This is a genomic window from Janthinobacterium sp. 13 (genome assembly GCF_002749695.1).
In the GTDB taxonomy this organism is placed as follows: domain Bacteria; phylum Pseudomonadota; class Gammaproteobacteria; order Burkholderiales; family Burkholderiaceae_D; genus Janthinobacterium; species Janthinobacterium kumbetense.
This window is the reverse complement of the sequence record NZ_PEEQ01000001.1, coordinates 1,660,836-1,674,768: the sequence shown is the minus strand read 5'-3', so window position 1 is coordinate 1,674,768 and position 13,933 is coordinate 1,660,836. Positions and strand designations below refer to the sequence as shown.

At 54.2% G+C, this 13,933-nt stretch carries 15 protein-coding genes and 1 other RNA gene; 9 read left to right on the top strand and 7 right to left on the bottom strand.

What is annotated here, in order from left to right; genetic code table 11:
• Nucleotides 1–143: 143 nt before the first annotated feature.
• From CLU94_RS07310 to CLU94_RS07290, 5 genes are all read left to right on the top strand, one after another.
• Nucleotides 144–1,745: a sensor domain-containing diguanylate cyclase gene (locus CLU94_RS07310; protein WP_099665160.1), complete on the top strand. Its 1,602-nt coding sequence runs from the start codon at nucleotides 144–146 to the stop codon at nucleotides 1,743–1,745.
• A 105-nt stretch (nucleotides 1,746–1,850) separates the two neighbouring features.
• The gene (locus CLU94_RS07305) at nucleotides 1,851–2,687 is read left to right on the top strand and encodes a hypothetical protein (RefSeq protein WP_143451368.1); all 837 of its coding nucleotides are present in this window, start codon (nucleotides 1,851–1,853) and stop codon (nucleotides 2,685–2,687) included.
• Nucleotides 2,688–2,700: 13 nt separating this feature from the next.
• Nucleotides 2,701–3,153 carry an HD domain-containing protein gene (locus CLU94_RS07300; protein ID WP_099665158.1) on the top strand — a complete coding sequence of 151 codons (453 nt, stop codon included), beginning with the start codon at nucleotides 2,701–2,703 and terminating at the stop codon, nucleotides 3,151–3,153.
• A 384-nt stretch (nucleotides 3,154–3,537) separates the two neighbouring features.
• A complete protein-coding gene (locus tag CLU94_RS07295; protein ID WP_143451367.1) occupies nucleotides 3,538–3,906 on the top strand; it encodes a hypothetical protein in 369 nt (122 codons plus the stop codon).
• Nucleotides 3,900–4,286: a hypothetical protein gene (locus CLU94_RS07290; RefSeq protein ID WP_099665156.1), complete on the top strand. Its 387-nt coding sequence runs from the start codon at nucleotides 3,900–3,902 to the stop codon at nucleotides 4,284–4,286. The genes CLU94_RS07295 and CLU94_RS07290 overlap by 7 nt, the downstream gene beginning before the upstream one ends.
• 13 nt (nucleotides 4,287–4,299) lie before the next feature.
• Here the strand turns inward: CLU94_RS07290 and CLU94_RS07285 are convergent, their stop codons facing one another.
• Nucleotides 4,300–4,719, bottom strand: a complete 420-nt coding sequence (locus CLU94_RS07285; RefSeq protein WP_099665155.1) for a hypothetical protein — start codon at nucleotides 4,717–4,719, stop codon at nucleotides 4,300–4,302.
• Nucleotides 4,720–5,545: 826 nt separating this feature from the next.
• Between CLU94_RS07285 and CLU94_RS27965 the strand changes: the two genes are divergently transcribed.
• Nucleotides 5,546–6,454, top strand: coding sequence for a hypothetical protein (locus CLU94_RS27965; RefSeq protein WP_143451366.1), 909 nt, complete (start codon nucleotides 5,546–5,548; stop codon nucleotides 6,452–6,454).
• 312 nt (nucleotides 6,455–6,766) lie between these two features.
• Here the strand turns inward: CLU94_RS27965 and CLU94_RS07280 are convergent, their stop codons facing one another.
• Nucleotides 6,767–7,480 (bottom strand): site-specific integrase, encoded by a 714-nt coding sequence (locus CLU94_RS07280; RefSeq protein WP_257218713.1) that lies wholly within the window; start codon nucleotides 7,478–7,480, stop codon nucleotides 6,767–6,769.
• 633 nt (nucleotides 7,481–8,113) lie between these two features.
• Here CLU94_RS07280 and CLU94_RS27960 point away from each other — a divergent pair.
• From CLU94_RS27960 to CLU94_RS07270, 3 genes are read left to right on the top strand one after another with little or no spacing between them, the layout of a single operon-like run.
• Nucleotides 8,114–8,521 (top strand): hypothetical protein, encoded by a 408-nt coding sequence (locus tag CLU94_RS27960; RefSeq protein WP_143451365.1) that lies wholly within the window; start codon nucleotides 8,114–8,116, stop codon nucleotides 8,519–8,521.
• A gap of 4 nt (nucleotides 8,522–8,525) precedes the next feature.
• Nucleotides 8,526–9,146: a type II toxin-antitoxin system MqsA family antitoxin gene (locus CLU94_RS07275; protein WP_180278611.1), complete on the top strand. Its 621-nt coding sequence runs from the start codon at nucleotides 8,526–8,528 to the stop codon at nucleotides 9,144–9,146.
• 11 nt (nucleotides 9,147–9,157) lie between these two features.
• On the top strand, nucleotides 9,158–9,634 hold the full coding sequence (locus CLU94_RS07270; RefSeq protein WP_099665152.1) for a protein-export chaperone SecB: 477 nt from the start codon (nucleotides 9,158–9,160) through the stop codon (nucleotides 9,632–9,634).
• 200 nt (nucleotides 9,635–9,834) lie between these two features.
• On the opposite strand, the gene CLU94_RS28655 is transcribed toward CLU94_RS07270, so the two are convergent.
• The 5 genes from CLU94_RS28655 to ompA all read right to left on the bottom strand — a co-directional run bounded on the left by CLU94_RS28655 (nucleotide 9,835) and on the right by ompA (nucleotide 13,536).
• The gene (locus CLU94_RS28655) at nucleotides 9,835–10,512 is read right to left on the bottom strand and encodes a tyrosine-type recombinase/integrase (protein ID WP_257218712.1); all 678 of its coding nucleotides are present in this window, start codon (nucleotides 10,510–10,512) and stop codon (nucleotides 9,835–9,837) included.
• Between the two features lie 273 nt (nucleotides 10,513–10,785).
• Nucleotides 10,786–11,146, bottom strand: a transfer-messenger RNA (tmRNA) gene (ssrA, locus tag CLU94_RS07260).
• An 83-nt stretch (nucleotides 11,147–11,229) separates the two neighbouring features.
• Nucleotides 11,230–11,934, bottom strand: coding sequence for an HAD family hydrolase (locus tag CLU94_RS07255; protein ID WP_099665151.1), 705 nt, complete (start codon nucleotides 11,932–11,934; stop codon nucleotides 11,230–11,232).
• Nucleotides 11,935–12,002: 68 nt separating this feature from the next.
• Entirely contained in the window at nucleotides 12,003–12,698 is a 696-nt protein-coding gene (ubiG, locus tag CLU94_RS07250; RefSeq protein WP_077400739.1) for a bifunctional 2-polyprenyl-6-hydroxyphenol methylase/3-demethylubiquinol 3-O-methyltransferase UbiG, read from the bottom strand.
• A 127-nt stretch (nucleotides 12,699–12,825) separates the two neighbouring features.
• Nucleotides 12,826–13,536, bottom strand: coding sequence for an outer membrane protein OmpA (ompA, locus tag CLU94_RS07245; RefSeq protein WP_034782001.1), 711 nt, complete (start codon nucleotides 13,534–13,536; stop codon nucleotides 12,826–12,828).
• Nucleotides 13,537–13,933 lie beyond the last annotated feature (397 nt).

The following is a 13,933-nucleotide window of genomic DNA, read 5'->3' as shown; positions in this document are numbered from 1 at the left end:
GCGCAGCAGGCAAAGTGATTCTTCATCCATGCTCCCTGGCAAGTGCAGTGGTAATTTTTTTGTATCTTGTTTGTGACGATGTGTGAGTATGTTGCTGCCTATTTGGTGCACACTTTGCGGAATGTCAATCCGGGAGTGTCGCCATGATCAGGTCACGCAGCTTGCCGTCACGCTTGTTGGGAGCAGGTTTCCGTGGTTTTTCCTTGCTGCCGCTGGCCATCTCATTTGTCGTGCTGGTGTGCCTGTCGCTCCTGGCGATCCAGTTCTGGATGACCTTGCGCGCACGGGAAGTACAGCTGAGTGAGGCGGCCCGCGAAAGCGCCAATCTGGCGCAATCTGTTGCGCAGCATGCCTATGACACCATCAAGGAAGCCGATACGGTGCTGGTCGGACTGGTGGAACGGGTGGAAACAGACGGTGTTTCCGATAGCGAATTGGCCCGCATGCACAAATTGCTGGTCGCCCGTGTCGCCGAGCTGCGCCAGTTGCACGGCATCTTCATCTATGCGAGGGATGGCAGCTGGCTCGTGAATTCGCAGAAAACGCTGTTGAGCAATCTGAATAATTCTGATCGGGATTATTTCAACTACCATCGAACGCATGAGGACCGGGGGCCATATGTCGGACCTCCAGTGCGCAGCAAATCAACGGGGCAATGGATAGTCACGGTATCGCGGCGAATCAATATGCCTGACGGAAGTTTCGGCGGCGTGGCGCTGGCGACCATCGACATGAATTATTTCAGGCTGTTTTATGAACGTTTTTCGATAGGGGAAAAAGGCGCCATTTTCATTGCGAATGGAAAAGGCATTCTTTTATTGCGAAGGCCTTTCGATGAAAGCCTGTTGGGGCGCGATATTTCGCAATTCCCCGTGTTCCACGATTATTTGCCCAAAAGTCCCGTTGGCACGGCCGTGATCAAGTCGGGCGTCGATGGCGTGACGCGTATCAATAGCTATCGAAGGGTCGAGGAATATCCGTTGGTGGTCTCTGCCGCACTGTCACAGGATGAAGTCCTCGCTTCGTGGCGTCTCGACACGATTTTACAGAACGCGGTGGGTGGCGTGCTGGTGCTGCTGATTGCCTTCATCGGATACCGCGTGGTGCGGCAAATCGATTTGCGGGTCAAGAGCGAGGCTGGATTGCTCGAGGCGCGCAATGAGCTGGAATTGATCAATGAAACCCTGGCCCGCCTTGCCAACCAGGATGGCTTGACGGGGCTGGCGAACCGGCGCCACTTCGACCAGTCGCTGCTTGCCGAGTTCAGCCGTGCGCAGCGTGAAGACGGCTCGCTTGCGCTGGTGTTGATCGATGTCGACTTCTTCAAGCAATACAACGATATCTATGGCCATGTGGCCGGCGACGAGTGCCTGAGAAAAATCGGCAAAGTGGTCGGCTACAGCATGCGCAGGCCGGGCGACCTGGCGGCACGCTATGGTGGCGAGGAAATGGTCATTTTATTGCCTGGAACGGATTTGCCGGGCGCCCTGGCGGTGGCGGAAGGTGTTCGCCAGGCAGCGCAATCGCTGGGCGTCGAACATCGGGGCAATCCCCTGGGCGTGGTGACGGTCAGCGTCGGCGTGGCGGCTTTCATGCCGACGCACCTGGAAAACCAGGCAGTCGAACTGGTTGAACTCGCTGATACGGCACTGTACAAGGCCAAGGCATCCGGCAGAAATCAGGTCTGTTATGCCTCGCCTTGCGAACCGGCCGAGCAGGACGCGACTGCTTTTGCGTTTCGATAGCGATTGCTGACGGCGGAGGGGGGCGCGTGCGCAAGCCTTGTCCATGTACAATCGGCAACATCCGGATCGACGTATCCGCCCCTTCACTGCGGAGTACGCCTGAGCGTGACACAAACATTGCAAACCTGGCTGCTGGCCTGGCGGGAAGCCTTCACGTGCATCGGCCTGGGAGTGCGCGATGCGCGTCATGCGGGGCTGTGGTGGCGCTCCGCGCTGTGGTGCATGGCGGTCGTGGCGCTATGGCTGGGACTGTATGGCTGCTTCGGCCGTTTTTTTGTCGAGCTGAGCGCCATGCTGGCGCTGGTGTCGGTTACCGGCTTGCTGGGCCTGGGCGTGATGGATGGCGTCGGGACACTGGCCAACGGGCCTGCCACGCTCTCGCAGATGGGCAATATCGCCGGCGGCCTGGGCAGCGCCGCCAAGGCCCTGCTGTCGATAGGCCAGATCGCCCTGGCCTTGCTGGCGCTGGCCACCTTGTTCTATGTCATGGTCTTTATCGTCGGCGCCATCGGCACGGCGCGCTTGCCGTTGCGCTGGCTGTTGCTGGAACGGGCCAAGGCTGTGGCGGCACGCCGCTATGCTCCGTGGCAACCTCCGGCCGGCCTGGAGCTGTCCGCCCCGCGCCCCGTCTGGCGGCGCCTGTTGCTGCTGCTTTCCCTGCTGATCCCCGTGTGGGCCATGTGCGTGCTGGTCTCGTACCTGCTGGCCTGGAATGTCCGGATGATCTACGGCGCAGCGGCCGAAGACGTGCTCGGCGCAGAACAGCAAGCGGCGTTGCGCCGCGCGCAGCGTCCGGCGATTGCTGCCCTGGGCCTGCTGCTGTGCTTGCTGATGCTGATACCGGTGTTCAATTTACTGGTGCCAGCCTTGCTGTGCAGCAGCGTTTGCCATTTGCAGCGCCGCGGCTGGCGCACAACGGGGTCAGCAACCAACGTGGAGTGAACAAGGAATAAACATGAGTGAACACGCAAGACGCGGCACCCTGGAACGCGCGATTGAAATCGCCGCCGCCACCCATGCCGGCCAGAAGGACAAGGGCGGCGCGCCATACATACTCCACCCCTTGCGCGTCATGCTGCGCGTCGCCCCTGGCGACCAGCAAATTGTCGCCGTGCTGCATGATGTGGTGGAAGACAGCGATGGAAAAATCACCTTCGACGACCTGGCGCGCGAAGGATTTTCCCGGGAAGTCATCGACGGCGTGCGCGCCGTGACCAGGATCGAGGGCGAGTCGTACGACGATTTCATCGCCCGCGCGGCCCTGAATCCGGTCGGCAAGGCCGTCAAGCTGGCTGATTTGGCTGAGAACAGCGATTTGTCGAGGATAGATATGCCGACGCAGAAGGATTTGGAGAGGGTGGAGAAGTATCGGAGGGCGATGGGATATTTGCTGGGGGAGGTTCTTTAGTCTCAACGTGGCACTGCGCGATCTTGCGCTGGTTCAATGTCGTGGCTGTAATTAGCGATAACGCCATTAACGTACAGGGATTTGATCCTTCGCAATGCTCAGAAGATGTATAACGGCAAAAATTGTCGAGCGTGCATCTCTTGGCGATCATGCGAGGATTCTCGCCAATTACTGCGGCGCGAGACATCGTCAATAAAATGCGTTACAAGGTTTGACAGGCAGTATGCATCGCGATGCGATGCAATGCAAAGCTAATCCGCATATTTTTTGAATTCAGCTTTGTCCAAGTTATTTATTTTAATGACCCTGCTATCCCCCGGATAAGACCACTCATACATCACGACGACCATTTTCACGTCACGACTAAATAGCGGGACGGATGACATGAAACGCCTTCTCGCTGTTTTTCCGCTCCTTGTCGTTGCTATGGCCATGGCTCAGTCCGCTCCCAAATGGTTATTTTCTTACCAGTCATTCAAAGGCCGCTATGCCATCTATAGCGGAGGCCTGAGCGATCCGCAACCGTCGACCAGTAAAGACAAGCGCATTGCATTCTGGATCGATGGCAAGGCGGCAAAGCAACTATTCGATGCGATGGGGCCGGACTTGCGCAATGCGTGCGGCGCGGATGGCGAATATCGCCTGCGCCAGCGGGCGGAAGTGCGCTGTTCCTATCATCCCCGTGATGGCCATCATTGCGACTTTGGCTTTGATCTGGTGACCGGGCGCAGCATCGGCGGCTCCGTATGCTGAGACGCGCCAGCCTGCTATTTGTCGCGCTGCTGTGCTTGTTGTTGGCGCACCAGGCCAGGGCCGTATGGGAGTTTGTGCAAAAGGATTTTTCAGGGGCGTACGCGATCTATGGCGCATATCTCGACGATGCCGTGGCACCGGTTGCGGGCGATACCAAAGTTGCGTTTCGTTTGACGGGAGCCGCTGCAAAGGACATGTTCGACGCCATCGGGCCGGATATGCGCGATGGCTGCCCCGACCCGCAAATACGCATTCGCAATCGTGACATGCTGCTGTGCCGGCATCGTCCGAAAGATGGCTATCGCTGTGATTTTGGTTTCGATTTGTCGACGGGCTTGAGTATCGGGGGAGCGGTGGGTGGGGCGGTGTGTGGGGAGTAATGGGGGCGACCGGTCACCGGGTACGAGCAAGAGCTTTGCGGATGGCTTGTTCGACGGGGCGGTCTATCAGCGCCAAAACGAAGACCACGACAGCGGTAACAATCATTCCCTCCAGTAAAGCTGGATCGGGGAAAAGTTGCTGATTGGTGATGGCACCGGGCACGGTTGCTCGTTTCCAGACAAGGAGCAACAGTGCGGCACCCGCGGCGAGAAGCATGGCCGGTCGACGATGGTGCAAGCGGGCGATTTGTCCCATCAGCAGCAGCGCGATACCCCACGCAAAAGGATAGAAGCCGTGGTCGAACAAGATCATGCGCTCATCATAGTATGCGCCGGTGTACCAGGCAAAACGGGAGAGGCCGAAAAGACCATAGGCGACGAGGGCTACGGCTAGCACGAGGAAACTGGAGGAAAGGAGGCGAGCAATTTTCATGGTTGGGGTTTCTCTGCCAAGGCCTTGAGATAGCGCAGATCAGCTGGCCCTTCTGTTTGGTTACTTGGATAGTCCTGTTTTTGCTGAATATGGCTCGCTGGCCGTGTTTGTAGTTTTGCTCGTTATTTTTCTCGCCGCCGGCGTGGCTTGCCAGGCCACCTTTGCGTATGATTTTACCGGCTAAAGGGCGAGGGGCAGGTCCGCCATTCGTACACGGCCTGAGCAGTTGATGTTGTTGTTAGGAAAAACCGCCTGCGGCGCAAAACCTAGTCAGACGAATCGGAGAGGGTGCGCTTGCAAGCGCAACCCGGTTTTGCGGCGCCGAGCTGCGCTCGCCGAAGCCCCGCAAAACCCCCGCGCCCGTACCGGACGCGGATTCGACGCCCGCGCTCTGCATGCATGGAATAAATAAAAAGGGCCTCCCCGCCAAAACGGGGAAGCCTTTTTATTTATTCAGTGGTGGAGACGGCGGGAATCGAACCCACCGTAAGCTTAGATTTTTTAGGCATCTTGAAGGTTTTGCTGGCAAAATGCAGACAATCAACCCGCAACGGCAGCTGTCGGCCAATAACGGATGGTCTAACTAGAAATGGAAGATTGAGAGATATCGAATGGCCCTCAGAAATGAAAATATAGGCCACGCCCTCCGCCATCCCAACCACAGAAGTTGTAACAAATTTTGGTGGACGATCAGTGTGGCTTGACCTGCAGCAATGTGCGCTAAGTCGAGCTACCGGTTACCCAATTTTCGATAAAATATGCATTACTAATTTTAAATACCAAGTAATCCCAAGAAAATCTTTTATTTTTTCCAATTGATAATAAAATGGCACTTTTGAAAAAGCTAACAAAAAAATATGGCGAAAGCAGTTTTCATGAAGCAATTAATATGGTCGGCGAAGCTAAGTTAGATGATTTTTGTGACAGAATTTACCTTGGTTTTTGTAAGGAGTATGAAAATGCTGGATACATAAAAAACGTTGAATGGGTTTTGAGACATTATTTTGCATCAAAAAAAATGACACTCAGTGCATTATTTTATACTCAAACAGAAGAATTGAATGGAAAGTGCTTGAAGAATTTAACATTCTACACGTGTTACTACTCGATTTTCAATGCATTATTATCTAATTTGATTTTAACATCTTCTCTTAAGCTGGACCAAGTTAGGCAAATATCTCACTCTAAAGTTTTTAGTTATATTGAAAACTATTTCATAAGATTTGGAATTTACGATGTTGAACTAATTGACCTTTTAAATGAGCTTAGACTTACTAGGGAGTTGTATAGTTATCATTTGCCTTTAGGTGGTTCGATTGTTAGAGAGGGAGAAAATCTTAATGCTGATGTTATGTTTTTGCGTCTTAGCGAAAAAATAAAGCCAATTCTGCAAATATCTGACATATTATCTTATATGTCTCATTTTGCTTGGGAGAAAAAAGTTGGAAAGAGCTTCGATGAGTATGCTGCTCATCAAGAAGAAATTGATGCTATGTTCTTTTCCTTCATCGAACATCATGATCACTTAGGGAAACATTGCATTATTGATGACGAGGATTACCGACGACAAGGATATGTGCTTAGAAAATGGAATACTCCTTTTCCGATTGGCTGGTTCATTACTGAGAAGATGTGTGAGGACCTCGAATGTGGCTGGGAAGAATGTGAAACAGATGACGGGTTCGATATATCGAATGTTGGACGGTTTTTATCTAGAGTAACTAGTGCAATTTAAGTGTTACATTTATATGGTAATTTTAAAACTAAGGAACTACTGATTAATTCGAATTTTCGCCAAAATGCAGTATGTAAGTCTTTGATTTTTAAGGGGGCGAAATTTTAGAGCTTGAATTAATCAGCGCTTCTATATGGACGCCTCCCGTTTTCCAAGGTATTTTTGTATGCTTCAGACAGGCTAGGCTGCAGTTCTATATCCGGCCTTTTTGCAGTTAACATAGTCCTGTTGGCCCCGATGAAATCCTTAAAGATCGAACACAATTTCCGCTTTTGATCCGGCTGCCTGGTCTGCATCCGGCATCCAACGCCCCTATACTCTGGCGATCAGGGTCCAGTCAGCGTGCCCTATCTGTTTTGCCACCCACATAGGGTGTTTACCTGCCGAGAGCAACATGCTGGCGTAGGTGTGCCGCGTCTGATATGGGTTGCGATACCGCACGCCAGCGTTTTGCAGGATGCCGGTCCATAAAGTCTTACGGATCGGCTGGTCCCCCTCCCAGCGCCGCTCCAGGCGCGGATTCTGAAAGACTTCTTCGCCCTTCGCCCAGGTGAATATTTTTTGTTCCTGCAGCGCGTGCATGGCGCGCTCCAGCAGCTTGATCTCGCGGCGACCGGCGTTCGTTTTCGTGCTCTCTGCCGCTTTGGAATGCTGCGTGAGTGCACGGGTCACCATTACGACACCGCGCACGAAGTCGACGTCGGTCCAATCCAGGGCCACCAGTTCCGACGTGCGCAGGCCGGTCCAGATTGCAAACTGCAACAGGTTGCGCCCCTGGCCGGTTGCGTGCGTGAGGATCGCCGCCTGTTCCTCCTTCGTGAACGGATGGATATCCTCCTTCGATTGCTGCGCCTCCACCTTGGAATAGCACCAGCGCGCCAGCGGATTGACCTCGATCAGCTCGTCCTCTATCGCGTCGTCCAGCGCCTTGCGCAGCACGCTCTGGATGTTGGCCATGGTCTTGTTGGTCGCGTTCATGGGCTCCAGCTTCGCCCGCACGTCCTTTTTTCGGAGCGCCGACAGCATGATGGTGCCGAACCAAGCAGGTCGAGGGTCAGGTCCGCCATTCGTACATGGCATGATGAGCAGCTCATGTTGTTGTTAGGAAAAACCGCCTGCGGCGCAAAACCTAGTCAGACGAATCGGAGAGGGTTGCGCTTGCAAGCGCAACCCGGTTTTGCGGCGCCGAGCTGCGCTCGCCGAAGGCCCCGCAAAACCCCCGCGCCCGTACCGGACGCGGATTCGACGCCCGCGTTCTGCATGCATGGAATAAATAAAAAGGGCCTCCCCGCCAAAACGGGGAAGCCCTTTTTATTTATTCAGTGGTGGAGACGGCGGGAATCGAACCCGCCGCATGCAGGGCATCTTGGGCACTTACGAAAGTATGCTGTCATAATGTGCACATTCCTTCGTAAAGTGCTCGCAGGAAAGTTGTAAAAGCGCTATGCTTGGATGATAGAGCATCAAATTTGGTCGACCAACCGTTGTATACCGTTGCCGCTAGGGACTGTCGCTCCTGCTGTCTGTGAAAAGTCAATACAATTTGTAAAAAAACTTGCGGGAACTACCTTAATGGTAAATACTACGTCTTCAATGCATCCGAATCCATACGTAAACCTTCGTCCTCAACTACCTTGGCCACCGCCGCAGAGTGGGGACATGTTCGAGGCGAGTCGTATCATCCCTTTCAAAATATGGGATCTGCAAGTGCTGCAAACCATTGCTAGTGCAGTGAAAAACGGAGATGAGACTGTGATGCGAGCCGTCACTAAAGGTTGCATTAATGATATGCATGTCGAGCAGATCACTCCCGAATATGCAGCTGATCTTTTGCTGCTGCTGTCGCCGTCAGACTACAAAAACTCTCGTTGGTGTAATGTTGGTGATAGGCAAACAAAATGTAGGCCAGAGTTGCTCTGGCTCCCTTGTGATGCTTACGTAGTAAGGATCAATCAAGCTGATGAACATGGCAATCTTCAAACGAAAAAATACTACATTAAGTTGTGTTTGAATTCCGCTGGGAAGATGTTGCTACTTGTTTCACTACATGAGTCTAATTATGGATAAATATATGAATAATCAAGAATTGTGCCCTGTCTGCTGCGAAGGACACCTTGTTGCTGAAGCACGTTCGGTAAGCCTGGCTTATGCAGGCGGTGAATTTGTCGCTGTACAGCATGTTCATGCGTGCGAAGTATGTGGAACTGAGATCGCAACAGCAGATGATATGCGATTTAATGCGAGAAGTGCCCGCGCTGCGGAGCAGGAGGCAAATGGACGTTTGACGGGCGAAAGAATTCGATTAATTCGTAAAGCTCTGAAAATCACCCAGGAAACTGCTGGGCAGATTTTTGGTGGTGGGCCAATTGCATTTTGCAAATACGAAAAAAATGATCTTGCTCCTACTGATGCAATGGATAGCCTCCTTTGGCTCGTTGAAAAATATCCATGTCTTGCCCATGATTTGGCAGAGAGAAAAAATATCAAATCGTTAAGTTTTACAGAGGTGCTTAATGATTATGAAGTCTTAATTAAATCGGTGCAAATGGGAAAAGAGCGCGCACGTGATCTTTCCGAGAAAGTGTCCAGTGCAATTTCTAATAGCCATCGGATCTGGACGTATGGAGTTCCCACAATGCATATGAGTGCATGTGCGTCGAATGACACGCATGCATATGCTCAAGCTTCCTAAGAGTTGAAACTATGAAAGTTGCCGTACTTCAGCCAAAAGGCATCGTATTTCAAGAGGTCTCTATTCAAGTAAATCTTGATGAAAACGAGAACCCTGTTGAAACTAATAATTTTGACTTTGCGGGAGTCCAAATTAGCTGTGAAGTTGGATATGCTGATCCAGACAATGAAAACAATGTGGATAATAAGGCAAGCATGCTGGTGTCTATAGCGTTGACAATTGCAAATCAGGAAGGAAAAAAGGCTCCATATAACGTCAAAGTTGCAGCGACGGGGATCTTTGCCTGGCTTGATAAGAAGACCCCCGACCATGAAAGGCGCGACTTAACAGTTGTCAATGGCGCATCAATTCTCTATGGTTCTATCCGCGAAATGGTTTTGAATGTGACATCAAGATCTCTTTCAGGTTCCCTCTTGCTCCCAAGTTTTAATTTTATAGATCATAAACCATCTATAACAGAGTCACAGCAAGCAGAGAAATCTGACTAAGTTTAGTAAATATGAGAAAGCTACGCCGTCCAAAGTGTAGCTTTTTCAATTTAATGTGGTTCCAAAAATTTCCTCTGCTTTACTTCCGGCGGACATGTCTGCATCAGGCATCCAGCGACCATAGACGCGTGCAATCATTGTCCAGTCAGCATGCCCCATTTGCTTGGCCACCCACATAGGATGCTCACCTGCCGAAAGCATCATGCTGGCATAGGTATGCCGAGTTTGATAAGGGTTGCGATACCGCACGCCAGCGTTTTGCAGAATGCCGGTCCATAGTGTCTTGCGGATCGGCTGGTCACCCTCCCAGCGCCGCTCCAGACGCGGATTTTGAAAGACTCCCCGCCCTTCTCCCAAGTGAAAGACTTTTGTTCCTGCAGCGCATGCATCGCGCGCGCCAGCAGCTTGACTTCGCGGCGGCCGGCGTTCGTCTTCGTGCTTTCTGCCGCTTTGGAGTGCTGGGTGAGGGCTCGCGTTACCATCACTACACCACGCACGAAGTCCACGTCGGCCCAATCCAGGGCCACGAGTTCGGACGTGCGCATGCCGGTCCAGAAGGCAAACTGCAGCAGGTTGCGCCCCTGGCCGCTTGTCTGCGCAAGAATTGCCGACTGTTCCTCCTTTGTGAGCGGGTCGATATCGTCCCTTGACAGGGGCGCCTCGACCTTGGAATAGCACCAGCGCGCCAGTGATTGACTTCGATCAGCTCGTCCTCTATCGCGTCGTCCAGTGCCTTGCGCAGTACGCTCTGGATGTTCGCCATGGTTTTGTTGGTCGTGGTCATGGGCTCCAGCTTCGCCCGCACGTCTTTCTTGCGCAACGCCGACAGCATGATGGTGCCGAACCAGGGGATCAGCTGGCCAACGACGATCTTGCACGGGCGAGGGGCAGGTCCGCCATTCGTACACGGCCTGAGCAGTTGATGTTGTCGTTAGGAAAAACCGCCCGCGGCGCAAAACCTAGTCAGACGAATCGGAGAGGGTTGCGCTTGCAAGCGCAACCCGGTTTTGCGGCGCCGAGCTGCGCTCGCCGAAGCCCCGCAAAACCCCCGCGTCCGTACCGGACGCGGATTCGACGCCCGCGTTCTGCATGCATGGAATAAATAAAAAGGGCCTCCCCGCCAAAACGGGGAAGCCCTTTTATTTATTCAGTGGTGGAGACGGCGGGAATCGAACCCGCGTCCGCAAGCACTCCACAGACAGTTCTACATACTTAGCACTATCATTTAATTTAACTCAGCCAGCACGGATGTGCACGTTATGGGCAAGCGAGTTACCTATTATTTAGTCGGACGCTAAGTAACCCAGCATACGACGAGTCCCTGTAAATGACTCTAGAGCTTTTGACGGCCCACCCCAGGGACGAGGTGTTCTAGAGCTAACAGCGATTAAGCTGCCAGTGCGTACGAGTTATCGTTTGCAGTTAAGTTTTTTCAGGTTGTATTTACGAGGTAGCCCGCCCTCGGTATGCCCTGCGCTGCTTTGCAACCCACGTCGAAACCAGGTCGTCCCCACAGAACCTTCATTGTAGCGCAATCCGTCCACTCTTGCATGGTGCATTCGCTTGCTGGTGTGCCAGATCAAGCGCAGGCCGGTTTATGCCGCCAATTGCCGCGCCTGCGCCGCCTTCACCACCGCGCTGACCAGCTCGAGCAGCGCATGCGGGGTATCCAGCAGGTGGTCGGCGTTCCAGTGCTGCGGTTCGACGGGGCCGCAGTAGCCCCAGGCGCAGGCCACCGTGCGCATGCCGGCGGCGCGGCCGGCCTGGATGTCGCGCAGGTCGTCGCCCACGTACCAGCAATCTGCCGGCGCCAGGTCCAGGCGGCGTGCCGCTTCCAGCAGGGGGGCGGGGTGCGGCTTCGGGTGCGCCATGGTGTCGCCCGAAATCACGCAGCCGGCGGCGCCCAGGCCGATCTGGCCGACCAGCGGGTCGGTAAAGCGGGCGGCCTTGTTGGTGACCACGCCCCAGGCCAGGCCCAGGGCTTGCAGGCCTTCCAGCAGGGCGGGGATGCCGTCGAACAGGCGGCTTTCCACGGCCAGGGCAGCTTCGTAATTGTTCAGGAATCCGTCTTTCAGGGCTTCGTAGCCGCTTTCGCCGGGGCCGATGCCGTAGGATGCACCGATCATGCCGCGCGCGCCGGCCGAGGCCGTGGGGCGCAGGATGTCATACGGGGTCGGCGCCAGGCCGGCGCGCGCGCGCAGCAGGTTGATGGCCGCCGCCAGGTCGGGCGCGGTGTCGGCCAGGGTGCCGTCGAGGTCGAACAGGATGGCGCGCGGGGCTGGCAGATGGTCAGTGATCATGGCGGACAAAGTGTGTCAAGTAGGAATGAAAAATGGCGGCCGCAGCCGCCTTATATTGTGCGTGATGGTTACAGCGGCCGGGTGCAGGCCACCAGATAATTGACGCTGGTATCGCTATTAAGTGAGTAAATCTTGGTCAGCGGATTGTAGCCCATGCCGCGCATGCTGTTGACGTCCAGGCCGGCGCTGCGCACGTATTGCGACAGTTCGGACGGGGTGATGAATTTGTCATAGTCATGCGTGCCTTTCGGCAGCAGGCGCAGCAGGTATTCGGCGCCCAGGATGGCAAACAGGTACGCTTTCGGGTTGCGGTTCAGGGTCGACAGGAAGACGTGGCCGCCCGGCTTCACCAGCGCGGCGCAAGCCTTGACGATGGCGGCGGGGTCCGGCACGTGCTCGAGCATTTCCATGCAGGTGACGACGTCGTACTGGCCTGCCTCTTCCTCGGCCATGGCTTCGGCGGCGATCAGCTTGTAGCGCACCTTGGCGCCCGATTCCAGGCTGTGCAGGTCGGCCACTTTCAAGGCCTTGTCGGACAGGTCGATGCCCGTCACGTCGGCACCCTTGCGGGCCATCGATTCGGCCAGGATGCCGCCGCCGCAGCCGATGTCGATCACGCGCTTGCCGGCCAGCGGCACTTTCGCATTGATCCATTCCAGGCGCAGGGGGTTAATTTCGTGCAGGGGACGAAACTCGGAAGTGGGGTCCCACCAGCGGTGGGCCAGCTCACTGAATTTTTGGATTTCGAGAGGGTCGGCGTTCATAGGTCGAATAATAGCGGCAATTTTACAATTGGGCAGCCACGGACGAAAAAAAACCCCGCCATGGCGGGGTTTTTCATGCTGTTCTTGACTTGCGCGATGACTTGCGGCAAGTCCAGGGGTTCAGCTATTACTTGTTGCGGGTACCAACAACTTCGATTTCCACGCGACGGTTTTTCGCACGGCCTTCGGCAGTTTTGTTATCAGCAACAGGTTGTTTTTCGCCTTTGCCTTCGGTGTACACGCGGTTGCTTTCAACGCCTTTGGTGACCAGGTAGGCTTTGACAGCATCAGCACGACGTACCGACAGTTTTTGGTTGTAAGCATCGGTGCCGACGGAGTCGGTGTGACCCACAGCGATGATGACTTCCAGGTTGATGCCGCCCAGTTGTGCGGACAGCTCGTCCAGCTTGGCTTTGCCTTCTGGCTTCAGCGTAGCTTTGTCGAAATCGAAGAATGCATCAGCAGCGAAGCTGACTTTTTCCGAGGTAGGAGCAACTACGACTGGTACTGGTACGACAACGACTGGTGCCGGTGCTGGTACGACTGGTGCTGGAGGAGCCACGCATTTGCCGTCTTGCAGGGTTTCTGGCTCTACGCACAGTGGCACGTCGCAACCTGGCACTGCGTCAGCAGGTGTCCAGTAGCCGGTACGCCAGCACAGGCCGAATGGGTCACGCACGATCACGCCGCGGGCATCTTGCACGTAAGCGCTTTTTGGGCTTGGTGCTTTGATGTCAGTGGTAACTGGCGCGAATGGTGGGGAGGTTGGGGTTTGGGCCGAAGCCGAGCCAGCAATCACTGCGGATGCAGCGAAAAACAGCGTTACAAATTTATTCATTCTTTTTTCCTTTCGGGGGGTGATATCCGCAGAACAACACTGCGCTACTGGTGCTACGTGCCAAGATTTTATCATGTAGACCATATGCGCTCGTTTCAGATTGCGAAACTAGCAATTAACTTCCCAGTCATTTTGCCACACGCATCAGGGGCGCACGACCGTGGTTAAATCAAAGCTTGCCCGATTTTAGACCGCGCGTTGTTTTTGCGCAACGAAAATGCCCATTTGTAACGCGTCTGTAACAATTGATCGCTTTTTTTGCCTCTTTTAAGGGCAGGTATCTTGAACTGGTATTGCCATTGTGCATTATCGAGAGGTCAGGCTGCACGGCTCCCGTGCAAACTGCCAATCTTGTTGGTATGGCCAATTTGTACAGGTAGCTGGGCGCGCATGCTAA

Bases quoted from the DNA above. Each gene is read 5' to 3' on its own strand.
- CLU94_RS07310 (WP_099665160.1), top strand. From the start codon at position 144: ATGATCAGGTCACGCAGCTTGCCGTCACGCTTGTTGGGAGCAGGTTTC.
- CLU94_RS07300 (WP_099665158.1), top strand. From the start codon at position 2,701: ATGAGTGAACACGCAAGACGCGGCACCCTGGAACGCGCGATTGAAATC.
- CLU94_RS07295 (WP_143451367.1), top strand. From the start codon at position 3,538: ATGAAACGCCTTCTCGCTGTTTTTCCGCTCCTTGTCGTTGCTATGGCC.
- CLU94_RS07290 (WP_099665156.1), top strand. From the start codon at position 3,900: ATGCTGAGACGCGCCAGCCTGCTATTTGTCGCGCTGCTGTGCTTGTTG.
- CLU94_RS07285 (WP_099665155.1), bottom strand. From the start codon at position 4,719: ATGAAAATTGCTCGCCTCCTTTCCTCCAGTTTCCTCGTGCTAGCCGTA.
- CLU94_RS27965 (WP_143451366.1), top strand. From the start codon at position 5,546: ATGGCACTTTTGAAAAAGCTAACAAAAAAATATGGCGAAAGCAGTTTT.
- CLU94_RS07280 (WP_257218713.1), bottom strand. From the start codon at position 7,480: ATGCTGTCGGCGCTCCGAAAAAAGGACGTGCGGGCGAAGCTGGAGCCC.
- CLU94_RS27960 (WP_143451365.1), top strand. From the start codon at position 8,114: ATGTTCGAGGCGAGTCGTATCATCCCTTTCAAAATATGGGATCTGCAA.
- CLU94_RS07275 (WP_180278611.1), top strand. From the start codon at position 8,526: ATGAATAATCAAGAATTGTGCCCTGTCTGCTGCGAAGGACACCTTGTT.
- CLU94_RS07270 (WP_099665152.1), top strand. From the start codon at position 9,158: ATGAAAGTTGCCGTACTTCAGCCAAAAGGCATCGTATTTCAAGAGGTC.
- CLU94_RS07255 (WP_099665151.1), bottom strand. From the start codon at position 11,934: ATGATCACTGACCATCTGCCAGCCCCGCGCGCCATCCTGTTCGACCTC.
- ubiG (WP_077400739.1), bottom strand. From the start codon at position 12,698: ATGAACGCCGACCCTCTCGAAATCCAAAAATTCAGTGAGCTGGCCCAC.
- ompA (WP_034782001.1), bottom strand. From the start codon at position 13,536: ATGAATAAATTTGTAACGCTGTTTTTCGCTGCATCCGCAGTGATTGCT.